Source organism: Paenibacillus sp. y28, assembly GCF_037137075.1.
Lineage (GTDB): Bacteria > Bacillota > Bacilli > Paenibacillales > NBRC-103111 > JBBBNV01.
The window spans coordinates 75,769-93,564 of sequence record NZ_JBBBNV010000011.1 but is presented as its reverse complement, the minus strand read 5'-3'; the positions used below and the strand labels follow the sequence as shown (position 1 = coordinate 93,564).

The window sequence follows — 17,796 nt, the reverse complement described above, 5'->3', positions numbered from 1 at the left end:
CATCATCGAAGGCGTACACGCGGGTCCATCCTGACGTATAATCAAAAGTGACATCCAATGTAATCAAGAAATGAGGAGGGGGTCTACTTGCAAAATAGTTTGCTGCTCATGTTTCTGCTTATTTTGCTGGTGGCTGTGGTTGCCGTGATCATGACATTCCGGGTAGGGATGTCGCGTGAAAATAAGGAAGGCAATCCGACTTACGACTACAAGACCCGCGGCAATTTCGTGCGGCTTACCTGGCTCTATGTGATCGGCAGCATCGTCTGTATCGGGATCCTGCTTTGGGTTATTTATAGGTAACCACGCATGAGAAGAGGGCAAGGCAGAAGAGGGCAAGGCAGGGGAAGGGTTCAAAAAAAAGCATCTGCCAGGACGCTTCCGGCAGGCAAAAACGAAAAAGCCTTGAAAACCGGCGACCAATGGCGCCCCGGTTCGTTCGAATCTAACGACCGGGGCGCCATTCATATCTTCCGCCGGAGCTTCAGGGCTTTTTTCATTGGATAGGACTGATGGAAACCGGCTCCATGCGTTCATTGTATGCCACGACGTACCAGGGCTGTTCCGATGCGGAAGCAGAAGGCCGGACTTGTATGAGCCAGGGCATTTCAAAGCTCAGCCCCATCAGACGGGTGCCCTGCACGATACCGACAGCGAACGGCCATGTCCCGTCCGGCAGCGTCGGCATATAGACAAGAAGCTCCTGATCGGACTGGGGGAGGGACCCGGCTTGAATCGGTACATACTCGTAAGTCGATGCGTCCTGCTGCTGACCGATACGGCTGACGTAGGTGTCAGATTGTATGAGCCGTTTATACAAGGCATCTGTATACGGATTCTCGCCCAAATCGTACACATATTCCATTCCTGACCGCTGGGCCTGTGCCCGGCTGAAGTTAAAATAGGTCATTGCCTTCACCTGGGGAAACAGGCGCGGCAGAAGCCCGTACATATAGGCGAGCTGCCCTTCCGCCCATTTCCAGTACGTCTGATTCGTCGCCAGCACAGTATGCGCAACGGCGCCTTCCGAAATCATGATCGGCTTATGGCTGTAGCGGGCATAGAACGGCGTCAGGTATTCAATGACATTATGCCCCAAATCGGGCTTGCCGTCCGTCATCGGGGTTGCATACAAGGACAAGCCGATCCAGTCTACATAGTCGTCTCCGGGATAATAGTCATGGATATTGTCAAAGGGCAAAAAATTCGGCGACCAAACCATCGCCACGTTCGGCGCTTCCTGCTCCATGATGTCATGAATGAGCCTGAATTTCTCGATATAGAGCTGCGGGCTGCCGTGCCAAGGGACCCAGGCGCCGTTCATCTCTGAGGCGTACCGTAAAAAGACGGGCAGTCCGGCTGCCTTCGCCTCCCTTGCAAAGCCGCGTACATACTCGTCATCCACGACAGCTTCCAGGCCGTAGCGGGGCTCCCAGCCGATCTGTATCGCGCCGCCCAGCCCTTTAATCCGTTCCGCATTGCGGAGCGGGAAATAGGAGTTCGTATCGACTTGAACCTTGCCCCAGCCGACATAGGACAAATACAGGGTATGCCGTTTCCCGTACACGCCTTCAATCTTAGTGACGTCGTAGCCTACACGCTTGTCGGCCCCCAGCATGCCCAGGTAAACGCCTGACACGGGTTCATGCTTGGCCGGGGGCATACCGGATGCAGGCTGGTCGCCTGCGGGAAGCAAGCGGCGTTCATACAGGCTGGCCGGGACAGACGGCACGTGTCCCATATCGGCCGGCGGGAAGGCGTCCGCCTGCGCGAGCAGCTTCATTGCTTTCTCGTACCCTGCCACGCGGGCATGATAATCCTCGGCTACGTCCTGGAGCCCGGCTTGCTCCGCGGCCTGAGCCTGTGTTGACCACCATCCGGCCGGGCCGGCGGTCTCGTGCGCCTCCTGAGGCTCAGGCTGGACCTGCCGGATTTCCTTCCCGTTCAGCAGGTAGGCAATGAGAAGGCTAGGCACAAGCACTCCCAGCAGAAGGGTCCACCGGAGTCGGAAAAACGGGCGCGTCATCAGTCATTCTCCAATCGCCGATCAATGGCCTCAGCCATCGTCTTGTCCGTCAGATGGGCATAAATTTGTGTAGTGTCCGGGGAAGCATGGCCTAGCTGCTCTTGTGTTTTGTACAGATCGTTCTGCAAATAGTAATCGGTGGCAAAGGAATGCCGCAGCTTGTGCACGGATAAGAACGGCTTGCCGAACCGCTTGGCGTATTTCATTACCATTTCCTGAATGGCGCGCTTGGTCATGCGGGCCCCTTCCTTTTTGCCGTTGGCAATCGCCAGAAATAACGCCTTTTCCCGCTTGGGGGGGCAATATCGGAGTGATCGCAGCTCCAAGTAACAGGTAATATCCTCAATCGCTTCCTGACGGAAATAGACGGGGGTTTTGAAGGTTTCGTCATTTTTTCCTTTGCGGTACACATAGAGCAGCTTTTTTTTCAAATCCAGGTCCTCGATATTCATGTTCACAATTTCGGACACCCGCAGCCCGGAGTTGAGTATGAGGCTGATAATGCAGGTATCCCGCACCCGGTTCAGCTCGTAGGAATACATCGCCTGCTTGTTGGCGGCTACATCCACCGGATAACCGTCCTTGATGTAGGCAATGAATTCGGTAATTTCGGCTTCCTGCAGCAGCTTTCCCTCGAGCTTGGCCGCCGTGTCCTTCGGCTTGTGGGTCCGTTTGATTTCCACCTTGGCCATGACATTGCGCTTGAGCAGAGGATAAAAGTTCTCATCCTCGGCGATTTGACTCAGGTAATGAAATAAGGACCGCAGAGAAGAAAGCTTGCGGGAAATGGTCGTTTTCGTGTTGGCCTGCTCTTTTTTGGAGGCAAGGAACATTTTGTAATGGTCGATCGTGTCCATGTGCAGCTTCTCCAGCACGTCTATCGGAATTTCCTTCATGGAGGGAGCTGTACTGATCCCCTCGGCCAGCAGGAACGAGAAGAACGCCTCATAGTCCCGCACGTATTCAAGCAGGGAGGAGGGCGATAAATCGGGCAGCTTGTAGTTAATAAACTTGTCCACATACCAAGGCATGGACGGAAGCCGTTTGTCGAGCTCTTGGCGGTCTTTGATTTTGATAATATTCATCCCTTGGAGCTTCACCTCGGCTTGCAGCAAATTTTGGCTTTTCCCGGCTCGCTTCTAGTATACCAAATCCGGCAGGCGCGCGTGAAATCGGGAGATTCAGCAATAAAAATTGTCATGGTGCCGCTTTTTGTATAGAATGGTCCTCAGAGCAGGTATAATACGAGCCAGCAGGGAGTGCACGATGTATGATTACACGGACCGTCACCGCCTCGGAGGGCGGCAAACGGCTTCACCGGTATTTGCGCAATTTATTGCCGAATCATCCGCTTGGGCAAATTTATAAAATGATCGATCAGGGCAAGGTCCGGGTGAACGGAAAACGGAAAAAGCAGGATTACGAGCTTGCCGCCGGCGATGAGCTGGCAATCTTTCTGGATGAAGAAACGTATAAACAGGCCAGCCGGCCGGACGATACGGACAAAAAGGTCAAATTCGCCGGCGTGAAGGCGGATATCGATGTTGTGTATGAGGATGAGGAGCTGCTGGTGGTCAACAAGCCGGCCGGTATGCTTACTCACCCGGACCAGTCCGAGCACAAGGACACTTTGATTACTAGGGTTCATGCCTACTTATACCGCAAAGGGCAGCTGGACAGCCAGTTGTTCCTGCCTGCTACGGCGAACCGTCTGGACCGGAATACAAGCGGCCTTGTCCTCATCGGCAAAACAGCCGGTATGCTGCATCAGCTGAACCAGTGGGTCAAGAACCGCGATATCGACAAGTATTACATCACCCTGGTGGAAGGCAGGCTGAGCGGCAGCGGCACGATATCCGGGGCGCTGATTCGGGATGAGAAGCAAAACCGGACCTTCGTGGCGGGAAGCACCAGCCAAGCGGCGAAAAAAGCCGACCTGTCGGCAGCGGAAAAGGAAGCGACGACAAAGTATAATGTTCTGCATACCGGGACTGTTTACTCGCTTGTGGAGGTTGAGCTAATCAGCGGACGGACTCACCAAATCCGGACTCATTTTCAAAGCATCGGCCATCCGCTAATCGGAGATATCAAGTATGGCGGACGGAGGTATCAGGAGCTCAATTACCAGCTCTTGCACGCATGGCGCATTGTGCTGCCGGAGGAGCGGGAGTTCCGGGCGCCGCTGCCGGACATATTCCGAAAAATATTGAAGCAGGTCGGCATCCAGCTTCCTGCTGCTTCACATCAGGCGAACGATTTCAAGTGACAGAGCAGCAGTGCATGGAATTCAAAGCGAAAGGGCGTTTCAACGGATGGAAATTCAAATTCAAGATGTGCTTCGAACGCTGGCCAAGGTGCGGGAAGCCAGTCCTCTGGTCCATAATATAACCAACGAGGTTGTAACGAACTATACTGCAAACGGCTTGCTGGCGCTGGGGGCCTCTCCCGTGATGGCTTATGCAAAGCAGGAAGTGGCGGATATGGCCCGCATCGCGGGCGCTCTGGTGCTGAACATCGGCACCTTAACGGAGGTTAAGGTGGAGGCCATGCTGCTGGCCGGACGTTCGGCGAATCAGCACGGAGTTCCTATCGTTCTCGACCCGGTAGGAGCGGGAGCAACCGCATACCGCACTGAGACGGTCCGGGCGCTTTTGCAGGAGCTTCGCGTATCCGTGCTGCGGGGCAATGCGGCGGAAATCGCCAATGTGATTGGAGAAGCGTGGGCGATTAAAGGCGTCGATGCCGGAGAAGGCTCCGGGGATGTGGTGGCTCTGGCTCAGTCGGCTGCCGCCAAGCTGGACTGTCTGGTTGTCATTAGCGGACAAACGGATGTCGTGGCCAACAAGACGCTCACATTCACCGCCGCCAACGGCCATCCGATTCAGACGAGAATTACAGGCGCAGGCTGCCTGCTCAGTTCCGTAATCGGGGCGTTTCATGCGGTTGAGCCGAACGGTGTGCTTGCAGCGCTGTCCGCAGTAACCTGCTACGGTATCGCCGCTGAGCTGGCGCAGGCCCAAGCTCCGCTGCCGGGCAGCTTCCAATTGGAGTTTTTGAATCAGCTTCATACAGTGAGCGCAGCGGAGGTTCAGGAGCGCATCCGTTTTGAACGGGTGGTTTGAGAAGAGGCCTGATACCAATCGGCTGCTTTCGGAACCTTCCCACAGGTAAACAAAAAGGCTTTTGTCATGCGTTCAGCCGTGACATAAGCCTTTTTTTAAATGCGCGGTAAGACCTTGCAGCGAACAAAATTATGATTCATCTGCGATTGCATCCGTTCAATTTATTTTTTAATTTTCCAATACAGGATTGAATCATCAGTGCCCGTAAAGTTTGATCTATGTAGTGAAAAGGTTAGGTGAGGAGCAAACGGCTCCCTTGCTTGACCTTTTTGTTTTCAATTGGCAAAGGCATGCTTCTCCATTGAACGATTATTTTTACATGAGCAAATGTAACATTATACATCTTATTTTCCGAAAAATAGAGGTATCTCTATTAATCTGGAAAGGCGAAATAGTAAACAAAGCAGGTGTCATTCATGGATATTCTTGACTATCTTGAAACAATGCAGCGCCAGCTGACGTCCGGAGACTTGGCTGAATTGGAGCGGGTTTATTTTGATTTGTGTGTACAATTATCGGGCTTACGTGAGGCCCGGCGCATTCAGCACGTGAATCTGGCTGCCTTTGCTGTGGTGTGCAGGGAGCATCACGGCGGTGTTCCTATTTGTATCGCGTTTCATGACCAAGATCCGATGATGCGGGTAGGGTGAGGTCAAATAGCAAGAGAAACAGCGGCAGGGTGGAGGATGAGGCATTATGCCTTGATTTGGTGTACAATAAATGTACGCTGGATGTAAAAAAGGAGAACGACAGCATGCCGCAACTAGATATGTCTTCGATTTTACTTTTGTTTTTTGCTCTGCTTGGAATATTGAGCAGCAACAATTCCATTACGATTGCCGCTGTGTTTCTGCTTTTGCTCCGGGTGGTGCAATTGCAGCAGGCGTTTCCATGGATTGAAAAGCACGGGCTTTCGTTAGGGATTATTGTGCTGACGATCGGTATTTTGGCGCCGCTGGCGAGCGGTACGATTCGCTTAGAAGAGCTTTATAGCTCGCTTCTGCATTGGAAATCGATCGCCGCGATTCTCGTAGGAATCGGAGTTGCATATTTAGGCGGCCGAGGGGTTCATCTGATGTCGAGCCAGCCTACTATCGTAACCGGGTTAATTATCGGAACGATTATCGGGGTGGGCTTTTTCAAGGGTGTCCCTGTCGGTCCCCTTATTGCTGCGGGGCTTTTATCATTACTGCTTGGGAAATAGCAGGTTCCAGCCAGAGCAGGTCGCCCGCGTACATGGCGGCCTTTTGGCATTTCATGGGGGCTCGGAATGTAGAACCGAATGGATAACTAAGAGAAGGGGAAACCGCAATGAAAATTTTGTACCGTCCGGTCGGACGATATGAAATGAAGCTGATCCTCGATTTGGAGTGGAAAGGGTTTCCGCCCAGACTGCCGGAGCAGCCGATTTTCTATCCGGTTTTTAATCAGCCGTATGCCGGGCAAATCGCGCGGGCTGTTCACCGGATGGATTCCTGACGAGCAGCGTCTTGGCCGAAAATCTGCGCCGGAGCAGCTGTTGGATTTGCATTCCTTGCTGAAAGAAGAGAAGGAAACGTTCAAAGCTGTGATTCAAGAGAATAAGAAGGCCATTTATTTGCACTATCATTACTGGCAGAGGACAGATGCCGCAAGTATCGGCATGGAGCCGGCAGGCAAACAATCTTTGCTGGCCGCCATCAAGCAGTGCTGGCAGGAAGCTGTCCCGGAGATTGCTCTGCTTGACAGCCAGGGTTAACCAGTTGATTTATACAACAAATGAATCGGGGGAAACGGGCATGTCCCATGCAGAACAGTTTGATGTACTCGATGCGCAAATGAATAAGATTGGTACCGCATCCCGGCAGCAGGTGCATGCACAGGGTCTGTGGCACCAAACGTTTCACTGCTGGATATTGCAGCAGGCGGGCGGCGGACAGGGAAAACTGCTGCTGCAGCTGCGCCACCCCGATAAAGAAACCTTTCCGAACCGGTTCGATATTTCCTGCGCGGGGCATTTGACGTCAGGCGAAACGGTAGAGGACGGTGTCCGGGAGCTGGAGGAGGAGCTCGGCTTATCCGTACCGGCACAGGCGTTAACGTATTGTGGCGTGGTCGCCGAGGAGACGGTAATTTCGAAGGACTTCGTGGATCGGGAGTTCAGCCATGTTTTTTTATACATGTGCACTCAGCCGCTGCAAGCATACCGATTTCAATTAAGTGAAGTGTCCGGGCTGTTCCTGGTTGATTTGGAGGCGTTTGAGCAGCTGTTGTTTGAACAGCGGCAAGCGATACCAGCCGAGGGCATCCAATATCACGAACAAGAGCAGCGGTATGTAGAGATTCGGCGGGAAATCGGCAAAGCGGACATTGCTTTGAACTCTATGGCGTATTACGAGCTCCTGTTTCGGAAGATTCGGGAGTATATGGGGAATCGTCCGTCCATTCAGCCTGAATAGGCGCAAAGCATGTCTAGGGTGGGTAGAAGCCTTATGAATGACGGTGGTTCCCGTATTCGGAGCGACCTCAAGGGAGCTTCAGGGATAACCGCCCCGGTTCCAGCACATAATGATAAGGTACATTTCAGCAGAAAAGGTGAGTTGACCTTATGATTTACTGGATTAGCCGGATTAATTTGCTTGTCGTGCTCGTGGTGCTGCTTGCTTTTCATGGGGTTCTGTATTATTCCTTGGGAACACCGCAGTGGTCTGTTGTGGCCTTTACGGCAACGCTTGTCGATACGTTTATTGTCGCGGCGGTTCAGCTCGTCATCGCGGCGGCGGCCAGACGCAAGGGAAAATGGTAGGCAAGAAGCGATCGCAACCTATCGCCCGGAATGGAGCAGGAGCTGCAATCAGCGGGATGCTGATGCGGCTCTTTTTGATGTTTATATTTAATGCTCATGCAGGCGGATTTGAGTCAGGGGCCAGGTACCCTCCGACTGCTGATTTACTTCTGCAAATGTGATGGAAAAAATGAGGTGTTGTGTCTTCTCTTGCCCTTCACGTTACGGAAAGGTTTATACTGGAATGAATCAGCCAGGATAGGGGAGGCTTTTTCATGAAGGGGATGCTAATTAAAGAACTGGCCGGGCTGCTCAATATATCCACGCGGGCCATTCGTTTCTATGAGGAAAAAGGAATCATTCAGCCGCAGAAGCATCCGGACAATCAGTACCGGTTGTTCAGCGATAGCGATGCACGGCGTCTGCAGACCGTGATTTCTTTAAGGGAGATCGGCATCCCGATCGAGGAAATTAAGCTCATTTTGCTGGAGCTGGACAAAGGAAAGCGGGATGACGCTTTGTACGCCCTTGAATTGCAGCGGGCGATGATGTTCGCCCAGCTTGCCGAACTAAAAAATAATATTGAAATGACCGACAGCATCATCGGGCAGCTGAAGGCGAATCAAGCTTTGGATTGGCAGCACATATTCGATTTGACCAAAGGGCTGAAAAAGCTGCGGGACTGGTTCTGGCGGAATGGGTACAAGACCGTTTGTAAGCGAATCGGTGACCTGCTTCAAGTGGTGTATGCGGAGCCGATTTAAAAAGAAGAGCCCGTTTGGAGGGAAATTCCAAAGGGGCTCTCTTTCTTGTGTTTTTTAATGAAAAGCGTTTATTGGTACGAGCGGGAGGAATATCCATATCCGGGTGCTTGCTGCTGAGCGTATCCGCTATAAATAGCGGATTGGGCTTGCTCCTGCTGCTTCAGCTGATTGCAAATTTGAGTCGCCTGGTGCAGCTGCTGTACGGCTGTTTGATGCCCTTGCAGCGCTGTCTGGATAATTTGGGAAGCCTGCTGCTCGCGTTGGGAAAGCTCCTGCAAGCGGGCTGCATTCTGCTGCTCCATCTGAAGAAGCTGTTGATATTGCTGAGAAGCTTGCTGCGTCTGCTGAATCAGCTGTTGAATAATTTGCTCGCATTGATTGATTTGCTGCGTCATGTTTGAATTGAACATTTCGATTTTGGCCTCCCGGGATATTAGAATGGGGTTGGTACCGCATTAGAATGTTCATACGGCCGGGATGTTATTCACCATCCGCCAGCTTTAAAATCCACTCCTTCATGTCAACCAACCGCAGCGTCTTGGGCCGGGATGCTGTTCCCGCAATTAACAAGGGGACGAAGGAATCCTGCTCATGCAAAGAGCCATGAGCTCCGCCGCTATGCAGAGGCGAGCTTTCACTGTGCAGCTCATAGCCGGGTTTGACTGTGACCACGATAAACCGCCCTTCCTGGCAATGCATGGCCCCGTTTAACCTTGCCAAAATATCCGGGTATCTCCCATAAGAGACTTGCTGCCCCGTTAAGGTAATATCCGCCACACCCGGATCACCGGAAATCGTCCATGCTTGCCCGTATTCATCCTGGTACGGTCCGATAGGGTGATAGGAAAATTCGGTTGTTCCCAGGCCAGCCTTCAAATGAATATTCCAATTGTCCTTGTCCTTTACAGCAATGAGATCGAGCTTTTCCTCCTGCTGCAATCGTCCCGCTACATCGGATAACGACACACGGGGATCCGTCACGTAGATATAAGCCATCCGTTCGTTCACGGCCAGCACAATTTGATCGGTGTCTTCCATCGCCCGGGTCAGCTTTGCGATACGATAGGGGGCCAACAGCGAAGTCAAATCTACCGGAGCTGCCCGCCGATCGTCCTGAACCTGCGTTTGTCCGCTGTCTCCCATGACAATCCATGTAGCGCTGCTTAACGCTTCTTCCCAGGAGCCGAACGTATTCAGAATGCTTTGCAGGGCGAGGTCCGCGTTAGCGATGCCATCAAGGGTAGACGGACCCTTCTTATGAGTAGGGCTGTCGTTCCCCGGAAAATAAACAAAGGTGACGTCGGGAAGCTTATGCTCCCGGATCAAATATGCAGCGTCATGCGCAGAGAACAGATCGTTCATTCCATATTTATCCCACAGCCGGGCATTCATTTTATTTGCGGGGTCAAGCTGTGCCAATGCGGCATAGGAGAGCAGAGCGGGGCCTGAAACGGTAAGCTGTTCAGGAAGCTGCTTGCCGACCCATGCAACAAGCGGGGGAAGCTTCAGTACATGATTGGTGCGGCCCCGGTAGATGATCCCGTTAATCGACGCGGAGGATTTCCCTTTGTCGGCCAGCTCTTCATGCAGCGTACGGATGTTCTTGCCCAGATGCTGCTGATTTAACCGGTACACAGCATCCAGAAATACCTGCTCCTGATTCAGCTTCAAAGCTTCTTTGGGCCCATTTCCATAAAAAATCATCCGCTTTTCCGGGCTGCTGTACCAGATTAAACCGGGTATCCGGTGCTGATCCGCATACGATCCCGTCATTAACGAGCTGTCGATGGTTACAGACATCGTTGGAAAAGAACTGACAACCCGGGGAAAGTATTGCCCGCGGGTGTACACATACTCCAGGGCAGGGGCACGGCCTGCTTGTATAGCTCCAATCAGAGGCTCGTCCATTAACGAATCGATAAGAACGATAATGACAGGCTTGGCCTGCGGGTTCGATAGGCTGTAAGACTTCATTTCCGGCTGCGGTTGGGGCGGAGATCCTGCGGTGGAGCGGCAGCCTAGAAGCAGCAGCAAGCTGCTCAGGATCAGCATCCTTTTTTTGATTGTTTTATTGTTCCGTCGCATGGCTCTAACCTTCCTTGTGCCGAAGGCGGCTCGGCAGGATATCTAGCTGCTGCTACTAGTATGCTATGTCCGAATAGAATCCATGCACTCCAGCGTCTAAGCCTATGAACCGAATAATAGCCATATCTGCAGCTGCGTGGTAAATGTAAATGGAAGGCGCCCTGATTTCATAGAAAAAGAAAAAGCCCGCTGCTTCTGCAAATCACAGAGCTTAACGGGCACTCTATATCGGCTGCGTTTCAAAGTTTATATCGGAATCGGAAGCTGCGCAAAAGAAGGCGGCCGCCAGCAGGAAGCGGCATCAATCAAGCCTCCACCAGCTCTTTGACCCTTCTCCACTGCGCCATGTGCTTCTCCAGACTGTTCAGGAGCACATCGATATCGGTCAGCAGCTGCGCTTTGTCCGCCGCTTGCATTTGCAGAGCTTCAGCGTCAAGAGGCTGAGGGGCGGGGAGAGATGCCAGCAGCTGGTGAAGCTGGCCTTCAATAGAAGCACCGGCGGCTGCAACGGGCTTTGATTCGGATGGCTTCGCCGGCTCCTGAGCAGTAGACGGGCTTGTTGTGTCGGCTTTGGCCTTTTTTACGGCAGTCGCCTTCTCAGGCACTGGCTTGGCCCGTTCCGCTTTGTTTTGTTCAAACACCGACCAGGTTTCGAGCAGCTCATACCCCGATTTGTACAGCAGCTTGCTTTTGGTCGAATCGGAGAGAGACTTGTCTTTAAACAAACGGGCGATTTTTTTTACATCGCTCACCGGAAGCTCGTCTCTGGCGATAATTAAAGCGAGCGAATCGCGGTGCTCCATCGGCAAATCCTTAATCGGGATTAACTGATCCTCGGTAAGCTTGTCCTTGCGGATGTCTGTACCTGCTGTGATCAGCAGCTTTACTTTTTTACTGAAATTTAAGAGACTGCATTTATTTTTGATGTAGCTTTCCGGCTTGCCCAGCTTGCTGGACAAATATTTAGTCGACATGCTGAACTTCGGATCCGTCAACAGCTTGTGGAAGGCCTCAGCCTCTTCGATCGGCGAAAATCCGGAGCGCGTCAAATTTTCCGCAATTTGCTCCAAATAAATTTCAGTTTCATCTGTCGCTGTCGATACGATACAGGGAATTGTCGGCCGGTTCAAGGCTTTGCACGCCTTATACCGCCGGTTTCCGTAAATTATTTTATATCGGCCATCGCCGGTAGTGCGCACCTTAATCGGAGACAGCAGCCCGAGCTCCTCTATACTATTCATTAATTCCTGCAGCGCTTCTTCGTCAAATTGATAGCGGGGCTGGTCCTTATCTTCATCAATGAATTCCGTACGAATCTCAATTATGTCCATCTGATTACTCCTATCTATGAATTAGATCTCCCGGTCAACCGCGGTGGGCATACACTCGTAATTATAACTTACGTTCTTCGCTGTGGAAATGTTTGCAAGCGAATCCGGTCATCCGGGACGGCATGGAACTCGGGTCGCGAGGGAAACGGATTGATTCATTCACGCGAGAAGCTTGGTCAAGGCCTCGCGCCGGCAGCCTGCAGAAGCTCGTCCATAATCCGGATTCTTCCGGCCGGGGTCCAGCTTAACGCAGCCCAATTGGATGTATGGTAGATCTGATTGCTGCTTACCGCCTTCATCGCGCGCCATTTTGGTGTTTCTTGAATGGCTTGAAATACAGCCTCATCCTCTGCGTAAAAAGGCGGATATTGAACGAACAGGTAATCTGTACCGAGATCCGGATATTTGTCTGGAGAATATTCGATGTTCATCAGGCTGGAATGCACACAATAGCCCGGATTTAAACCGATATCTCTATAAATGAGTTCGTTCAAGGGATGATTGCGCTGGCCTTGAATCCGAATCAGCTTGTCAATAACGCGCATGACTGTAACGGTATCGCTGCCGAAGTGAGCTTGCAGCGTTTTTTTGGCATCGCTCAGCTTCTTGTCCAGCAGCTTGATGGTGTATGCGGCTTCTTTCTCCCGGCCAAGGGCTTCGGCTAACTGCTGGTGCTGCAGACGCCAGTCCATACCATGCTCCACGATAAGGGTCGGGGCTATCTGTCTGAGCTGATCCTGATAGGCCAAGTGCTGATGATCGCAGAGGATGAGCTCGGGTGCGGCATCGCGCAGCTGATCCAGACGCTGTGCAAGCAGCACGTGATGCTCTTGCTGGCTCATTGCCCGATTTTTGTGGCAGTTTGTGGAGAGAACCGGCTTGACCCCGAGTGACAGCAGTGTATCCTCAAACCGGAAGCAGGAAGCAACGGCAATCCGTATTTCCTTCCTTTTCATATACAGCGTCGGGGCGATTCCCGTTTCTTTGCGAAACATTCTGCTGAAATAAAATTCGCTGCCAAATCCGGTATGCAGCGCCACCTCTTTCACGGAACGGCGTTTATCCAGCAGCATTTGCTTGGCTTGAGAAATCCGATAGCTGTTCAAATATTCAATCGGGGAAACTCCGATTGTTTTTTTGAATTCGCGTGAGTAGGAGGTCGGAGTGAAGCCGGCAAGCTCCGCCAGTGTGTCGAGCTTGATTTTGGAAGGGTAGTTTAGGTGCATGTACTCCATGCTCTGCTCGATTCCATTCTCCGGCCCGGCCTGCTCTTGAGCAGGCAGAATGTTACTGATGATGAGCTGAATCAGCTCCTGGAAGCGTGTATTTAAGACAAACCGGCTTTCCTTCCGGCGGTACGCTTCATTCAGCTCTTTGAGGCGAGGCTGGATTTGCGCAGCAGGAGCCAGCGGGATTCTTCCTGGCTTCAAGGGCAGAAACGCCTCTTGCGGCTGTTGCAGTACAGTGAACGTGGCGGTACTTGTATTCATAAGAACACCATCGACAAAAATCAGATAATACGCCGCTTGACTGGAATCAGAAACAGCTGTCAGCCGCATACCAGGTGTGAGAAGGTACAACTGCAGAGGCTTCAGCGAATAAATAGCTTCATTTATATATAATCGGCCTTCGCCCTGTGTAATGTAGCAGAGCACGCTTCTGGTCAGAGATGGATATCGAGCCGGTTGATGTGCGGCAGCGCGGCGCTGATGAATGGATTGAAACAGCAATAACGGCGTGATCGTCATTCAGATTTCCCCCGCTGTGTATAGTAAAACCAAGTATTGAAAAATATTCTCAATGATACTTCATATCATCAGCTTTTTCAATGCGCGAGGCAGGCAGCCATGCAAATTTGTTCAAGCAATCCGGATATAATTATGCATGTACAACCCTCTGCGTTTCATCCTATAATTGAAAATGTTTCTCAATTGAAAGAAGGATTACTACTTGAGAACGTATAGAGTTCATTTTCAGGAGGGTTTGTTCATGACAGGACTTAATTCGAGGTATCGCAGCTTGAAGGCGGCAGCAGGACTGCTGCTAATGGTTATGCTGCTTGTTTCCGCATGCGGAGGTCAAGTGAATCAATCAGCAGCGGGAACAGCTACAAGCTCGACGGACGGCATCGGGGCAGAAGCTGCAGCCATGCGGACCATTCAGGATGCGTATGGGGAAACGTCAATTCCTGCTAGTCCCAAGCGCATTATTGTACTGAGTACGCTTGCTCTGGAAAGTATGCTGTCCCTTGGTATAAAACCGGTTGGCGCACCTTATAGTATCCCGGATAATGCCAAATTTTTCGCCCATTTGGAGAAACAGACCGAAGGCGTTCAAAATATCGGCACGGTGGATCAGCCTAATCTGGAAACGATCGCAAGGCTGAATCCGGATTTAATTATTGCTCAGAAAGAAGAAAACGAGGCGATATATCAGGATTTGAAGCGAATTGCCCCGGTATATATGGCTTCCGGAAAGCCGAATGAATGGAAAAAGCTGTTCCTGGGTCATGCGGAGGCGTTAGGCAAGCAGGAAGAAGGAACACGCCTTGTTACGGCATATGAACAGAAGGTTGCCAAATTTCAAGCGGATATGGGCAGCCGATTGAATGAGAAAACCGTCATGCTTATTCGCCCCAGAGCAGATCATGTCCGCCTTCAGATGCAGGGGTCCTTCTCCGGCTCCGTGGTCGCAGAGGCAGGCCTAAAGCGCCCCGGCGCTTACAATGCCAGCAAAGAACATAACATTAAAATTACAGAGGAACAAATCGCTGAAATGGACAGTGACTTCATTATTTCGTTCGGACGGGAGCATGAAGCGGATTTTTTTAATACTAAAATTAAGACAAACCCGGTTTGGAAAACACTGACTGCCGTGAAAAACGGGGAAGTGTACTATACGAACTGGGAAGTATGGCTCAGCGGCCAAGGGATACAGTCGGCCAATCTGATTATCGATGATTTGAATCGAATATTCATCAAGTAGTTTTGGAGGGCTTCTATTGTATATTCGATTAACCGGTCTGCTGCTTGGCGTCATAGCTATTGTTTTATGCATGGCAGCCAGCATTGCTTTTGGAAAGAGCCCCATCCCTTTGCAGGTTGTTGCGGAGGCGATTGTCGCCTTCGATGAAAGCTCGCGTGAGCATCTCATTGTTCACTCCGTACGGATTCCGCGGGCCTGGATTGCTATGATGGTGGGAGCGTGCCTGGCTATGGCCGGAGGCGTGATGCAGGCGGTTACACGCAATGCGCTGGCGGGACCGGAACTGTTCGGGGTGAATCAGGGCGCTGCACTGATGATCGTCATTCAAATCTTCCTTCTGGGCAATCTGTCGCTGAACGGGCATATGGGCGCGTCCTTCATTGGCGCCGGGGCGGCCGGGGTCCTGGTCTATTTCATTGGATCGCTCGGAGGCCGGGGGCTTACGCCGGTAAAGCTGATTCTGGCTGGCTCGACTATCAATCTGCTGCTTGCTTCCATGACACAGGGAATTCTGATTTTCGACGAAGAGTCCCTGGATACGATGCGGTTTTGGATGGCAGGGTCGCTTACTGGACGAAGCATGGATTTGTTTGTGCAGGTGCTGCCATTTATGATAGCCGGTCTTATTGTCACTATCCTGTTAAGCAGATATATCAATCTGATAAGTCTTGGGGATGAGGCTGCACAAGGGCTTGGTGTACGGACAGGCCGGGTCAAGGCCGGGGCGCTAGCCGCCGTGGTTCTTCTGGCTGGCGCATCTGTAGCCATTGCCGGTCCGATCAGCTTCGTAGGCCTTGCGGTTCCGCACATCGCCCGGTTCATCGTCGGCTCCGACTATCGCTGGATTCTGCCCTATTCCGCTGTATTCGGGGCGGTGCTGCTGCTTGCCGCCGACATTGCCGCCAGATTTGTTGTTCCGACCCAGGAGGTGTCGGCGGGCATTATTACAGCCCTGCTGGGCGGGCCTTTTCTGATTTATTTGGCTCAAAGGAGGGTATAGCGGATGCACATACGAACTCTTTTGAAGTCCAAGCTGCTGCTGCTTGTTCTCCTGGCGCTGCTGGGAATCAATCTTGCTGTGCTGTGTCTGCAAATGATAAGCGGAGATTTCCCGATGACGGTTGGGGATGCAATCAAAACGGTATTTGGAATAGGGGAAGGCAACTCCCGCTATGAGCTTGTTATTCACCGATTCAGGCTGCCCCGCGCGCTGGTTGCATTTCTGGTTGGAGCAGGTCTTGCGGTTTCCGGAGTCATCCTGCAAGGGATTACGCGCAACCCGCTGGCAGCCCCCGGGGTAATTGGTCTGAATGCAGGCGCTGCATTGATGGCCGTGCTTGCGATCGTGCTTGTACCTGATTTGCCCGTCGTATGGCTTCCATTTGTTGCTTTCGGCGGAGCCCTTCTGTCTGCGGCGGTTTCGTACGTGCTGGCTTGGCGGCAAGGGTTGTCTCCTGTTCGGCTTGTTCTGGTAGGCGTCTCGATTTCAGCCTGCGCGGGGGCCTTTGTGTCTTTCTTACTCACCTTCAGCAGCATTCGCGACGCGAAAAAAGCCATGCTGTGGATGAGCGGCAGCGTATATGGGCGGAGCTGGGAGCATGTTTGGGCGCTGCTGCCGTGGCTTGCTGTGCTTTTCCCGCTTTGTATGCTGCTTGCCAAGCAGCTCGATGTCATCCGGTTGGGGGATGAGCTGGCCAAGGGACTAGGCAGCAGGCTGGAGCGCACCCGGTTTATTCTGCTGCTGATCAGTGTGAGTCTGGCAGGTGCTTCAGTTGCAGTGGCTGGCACAATCGGCTTCGTTGGTCTGATGGCTCCGCATATGTCAAGATATTTGGTCGGTCCCAGCTCCCGGAGACTGCTGCCGGCGGCAGCCTTGCTTGGCGGCTTGCTGGTGATGCTGGCGGATTTGCTGGGCAGAACGCTGCTCAAGCCTTCGGAAATTCCATGCGGCATTATGATTGCATTTATTGGAGCGCCGTACATGCTCTATTTGCTGTATACGAAGCGCAATTTGTCATAACAAGGAGGTGCTGGTGCATTGGATCTTGATCGTTCTGCATTCCATACGGCAAGCGTAATCCGGGAGAGACGGACAATTCGGCAGTTTAAAAGCGATCCGGTCGATCAGGAGCTGCTGCTGGAGCTGATGAATATTGCCAATTGGGCGCCGAATCACGGGCTGCGGGAGCCGTGGCGGTTTATACAATACAAGCTGGAAGGGCGCAAGCAGCTGGCCGAGGCTGTGCTTGGCGCGATGTCGGCGGAGGAGAAGGAGAAATACGCGGACCAGCGGATGAAGGATTTCGCAACAATTCCCGTTCATCTGATCGTGGTTATGAAAGAGGATTCCCAGCAAAAGCAGTGGGATGACGATTTCGGGGCTGTAAGCAGCTGGATTCAAAGCTTTCAGCTGGCTGCATGGGAGCGGGGGATCGGCGTAGTCTGGAAAACGAATACCTACATCTACGCACCCGCTTTTCGAGAGGCTGTCGGCGTACGGCCGGGAGAGAAAATTATTGGCCTCCTGTACATCGGTTATCCGGCCGTTATCCCGCCGCCCCGACCCCGGACATCGGCCGAAAGCCGGTTAATTGTTCACGGGTAAGAAAAGAATACAATGTCAGGCTGGGCCTCTATTTCCATGTTCGATGGAAGCAGGGGCTTTTGGCATAGCGCCTGGACATGCAATAAATTCATATTTTCGCAAAAAAGTACTACG

20 protein-coding genes are annotated in these 17,796 nt (G+C 52.2%); 14 read left to right on the top strand and 6 right to left on the bottom strand.

Translation table 11 applies throughout. The annotated features are described in order from the left end of the window. Positions 1–87 precede the first annotated feature (87 nt). The gene (locus WBG83_RS11240) at positions 88–303 is read left to right on the top strand and encodes a hypothetical protein (protein WP_336745111.1); all 216 of its coding nucleotides are present in this window, start codon (positions 88–90) and stop codon (positions 301–303) included. Positions 304–496: 193 nt separating this feature from the next. On the opposite strand, the gene WBG83_RS11235 is transcribed toward WBG83_RS11240, so the two are convergent. Together WBG83_RS11235 and xerS are read right to left on the bottom strand one after the other, a co-directional pair. After that, positions 497–2,026: a glycoside hydrolase family 26 protein gene (locus WBG83_RS11235; RefSeq protein WP_336745110.1), complete on the bottom strand. Its 1,530-nt coding sequence runs from the start codon at positions 2,024–2,026 to the stop codon at positions 497–499. Continuing rightward, positions 2,026–3,111, bottom strand: a complete 1,086-nt coding sequence (gene xerS, locus WBG83_RS11230) for a tyrosine recombinase XerS (protein ID WP_336745109.1) — start codon at positions 3,109–3,111, stop codon at positions 2,026–2,028. Before xerS ends, WBG83_RS11235 begins: the two co-directional genes overlap by 1 nt. Positions 3,112–3,296: 185 nt before the next feature. On the opposite strand from xerS, the gene WBG83_RS11225 reads away from it, so the two are divergent. From WBG83_RS11225 to WBG83_RS11185, 9 genes are all read left to right on the top strand, one after another. Next, positions 3,297–4,292 (top strand): RluA family pseudouridine synthase, encoded by a 996-nt coding sequence (locus WBG83_RS11225; protein ID WP_336745108.1) that lies wholly within the window; start codon positions 3,297–3,299, stop codon positions 4,290–4,292. Positions 4,293–4,338: 46 nt separating this feature from the next. Beyond that, complete coding sequence (gene thiM, locus WBG83_RS11220) at positions 4,339–5,148, top strand: hydroxyethylthiazole kinase (RefSeq protein WP_336745107.1); 810 nt, start codon at positions 4,339–4,341, stop codon at positions 5,146–5,148. A 416-nt stretch (positions 5,149–5,564) separates the two neighbouring features. Beyond that, on the top strand, positions 5,565–5,798 hold the full coding sequence (locus WBG83_RS11215) for a hypothetical protein (protein ID WP_336745106.1): 234 nt from the start codon (positions 5,565–5,567) through the stop codon (positions 5,796–5,798). A gap of 104 nt (positions 5,799–5,902) precedes the next feature. After that, entirely contained in the window at positions 5,903–6,352 is a 450-nt protein-coding gene (locus WBG83_RS11210) for a DUF441 domain-containing protein (RefSeq protein WP_336745105.1), read from the top strand. Between the two features lie 107 nt (positions 6,353–6,459). Next, positions 6,460–6,627, top strand: a complete 168-nt coding sequence (locus WBG83_RS11205; protein ID WP_336745104.1) for a hypothetical protein — start codon at positions 6,460–6,462, stop codon at positions 6,625–6,627. Beyond that, positions 6,584–6,886 carry a hypothetical protein gene (locus tag WBG83_RS11200; RefSeq protein ID WP_336745103.1) on the top strand — a complete coding sequence of 101 codons (303 nt, stop codon included), beginning with the start codon at positions 6,584–6,586 and terminating at the stop codon, positions 6,884–6,886. The genes WBG83_RS11205 and WBG83_RS11200 overlap by 44 nt, the downstream gene beginning before the upstream one ends. A 40-nt stretch (positions 6,887–6,926) precedes the next feature. Further along, on the top strand, positions 6,927–7,586 hold the full coding sequence (locus tag WBG83_RS11195) for an NUDIX hydrolase (protein WP_336745102.1): 660 nt from the start codon (positions 6,927–6,929) through the stop codon (positions 7,584–7,586). Positions 7,587–7,735: 149 nt separating this feature from the next. Continuing rightward, the gene (locus WBG83_RS11190) at positions 7,736–7,933 is read left to right on the top strand and encodes a hypothetical protein (protein WP_336745101.1); all 198 of its coding nucleotides are present in this window, start codon (positions 7,736–7,738) and stop codon (positions 7,931–7,933) included. Positions 7,934–8,187: 254 nt separating this feature from the next. Beyond that, entirely contained in the window at positions 8,188–8,676 is a 489-nt protein-coding gene (locus WBG83_RS11185; protein ID WP_336745100.1) for a MerR family transcriptional regulator, read from the top strand. Between the two features lie 68 nt (positions 8,677–8,744). Here the strand turns inward: WBG83_RS11185 and WBG83_RS11180 are convergent, their stop codons facing one another. The 4 genes from WBG83_RS11180 to WBG83_RS11165 form a co-directional block, all read right to left on the bottom strand. Continuing rightward, entirely contained in the window at positions 8,745–9,086 is a 342-nt protein-coding gene (locus tag WBG83_RS11180; RefSeq protein WP_336745099.1) for a hypothetical protein, read from the bottom strand. Between the two features lie 70 nt (positions 9,087–9,156). Beyond that, the gene (locus WBG83_RS11175) at positions 9,157–10,761 is read right to left on the bottom strand and encodes an alkaline phosphatase family protein (RefSeq protein WP_336745098.1); all 1,605 of its coding nucleotides are present in this window, start codon (positions 10,759–10,761) and stop codon (positions 9,157–9,159) included. Positions 10,762–11,066: 305 nt separating this feature from the next. Continuing rightward, positions 11,067–12,092 carry a ParB/RepB/Spo0J family partition protein gene (locus tag WBG83_RS11170; protein ID WP_336745097.1) on the bottom strand — a complete coding sequence of 342 codons (1,026 nt, stop codon included), beginning with the start codon at positions 12,090–12,092 and terminating at the stop codon, positions 11,067–11,069. Positions 12,093–12,268: 176 nt separating this feature from the next. Then, a complete protein-coding gene (locus tag WBG83_RS11165) occupies positions 12,269–13,840 on the bottom strand; it encodes a helix-turn-helix domain-containing protein (protein ID WP_336745096.1) in 1,572 nt (523 codons plus the stop codon). Between the two features lie 241 nt (positions 13,841–14,081). Between WBG83_RS11165 and WBG83_RS11160 the strand changes: the two genes are divergently transcribed. Genes WBG83_RS11160 through WBG83_RS11145 form a run of 4 tightly spaced genes read left to right on the top strand, consistent with a single transcriptional unit; the run spans position 14,082 to position 17,682 of the window. Further along, positions 14,082–15,077: an ABC transporter substrate-binding protein gene (locus tag WBG83_RS11160; protein WP_336745095.1), complete on the top strand. Its 996-nt coding sequence runs from the start codon at positions 14,082–14,084 to the stop codon at positions 15,075–15,077. A 16-nt stretch (positions 15,078–15,093) separates the two neighbouring features. Next, positions 15,094–16,077, top strand: coding sequence for a FecCD family ABC transporter permease (locus WBG83_RS11155; protein ID WP_336745094.1), 984 nt, complete (start codon positions 15,094–15,096; stop codon positions 16,075–16,077). A 3-nt stretch (positions 16,078–16,080) separates the two neighbouring features. Continuing rightward, entirely contained in the window at positions 16,081–17,097 is a 1,017-nt protein-coding gene (locus tag WBG83_RS11150; protein ID WP_336745093.1) for a FecCD family ABC transporter permease, read from the top strand. A gap of 18 nt (positions 17,098–17,115) precedes the next feature. Next, a complete protein-coding gene (locus WBG83_RS11145) occupies positions 17,116–17,682 on the top strand; it encodes a nitroreductase family protein (protein ID WP_336745092.1) in 567 nt (188 codons plus the stop codon). Positions 17,683–17,796: the final 114 nt, after the last annotated feature.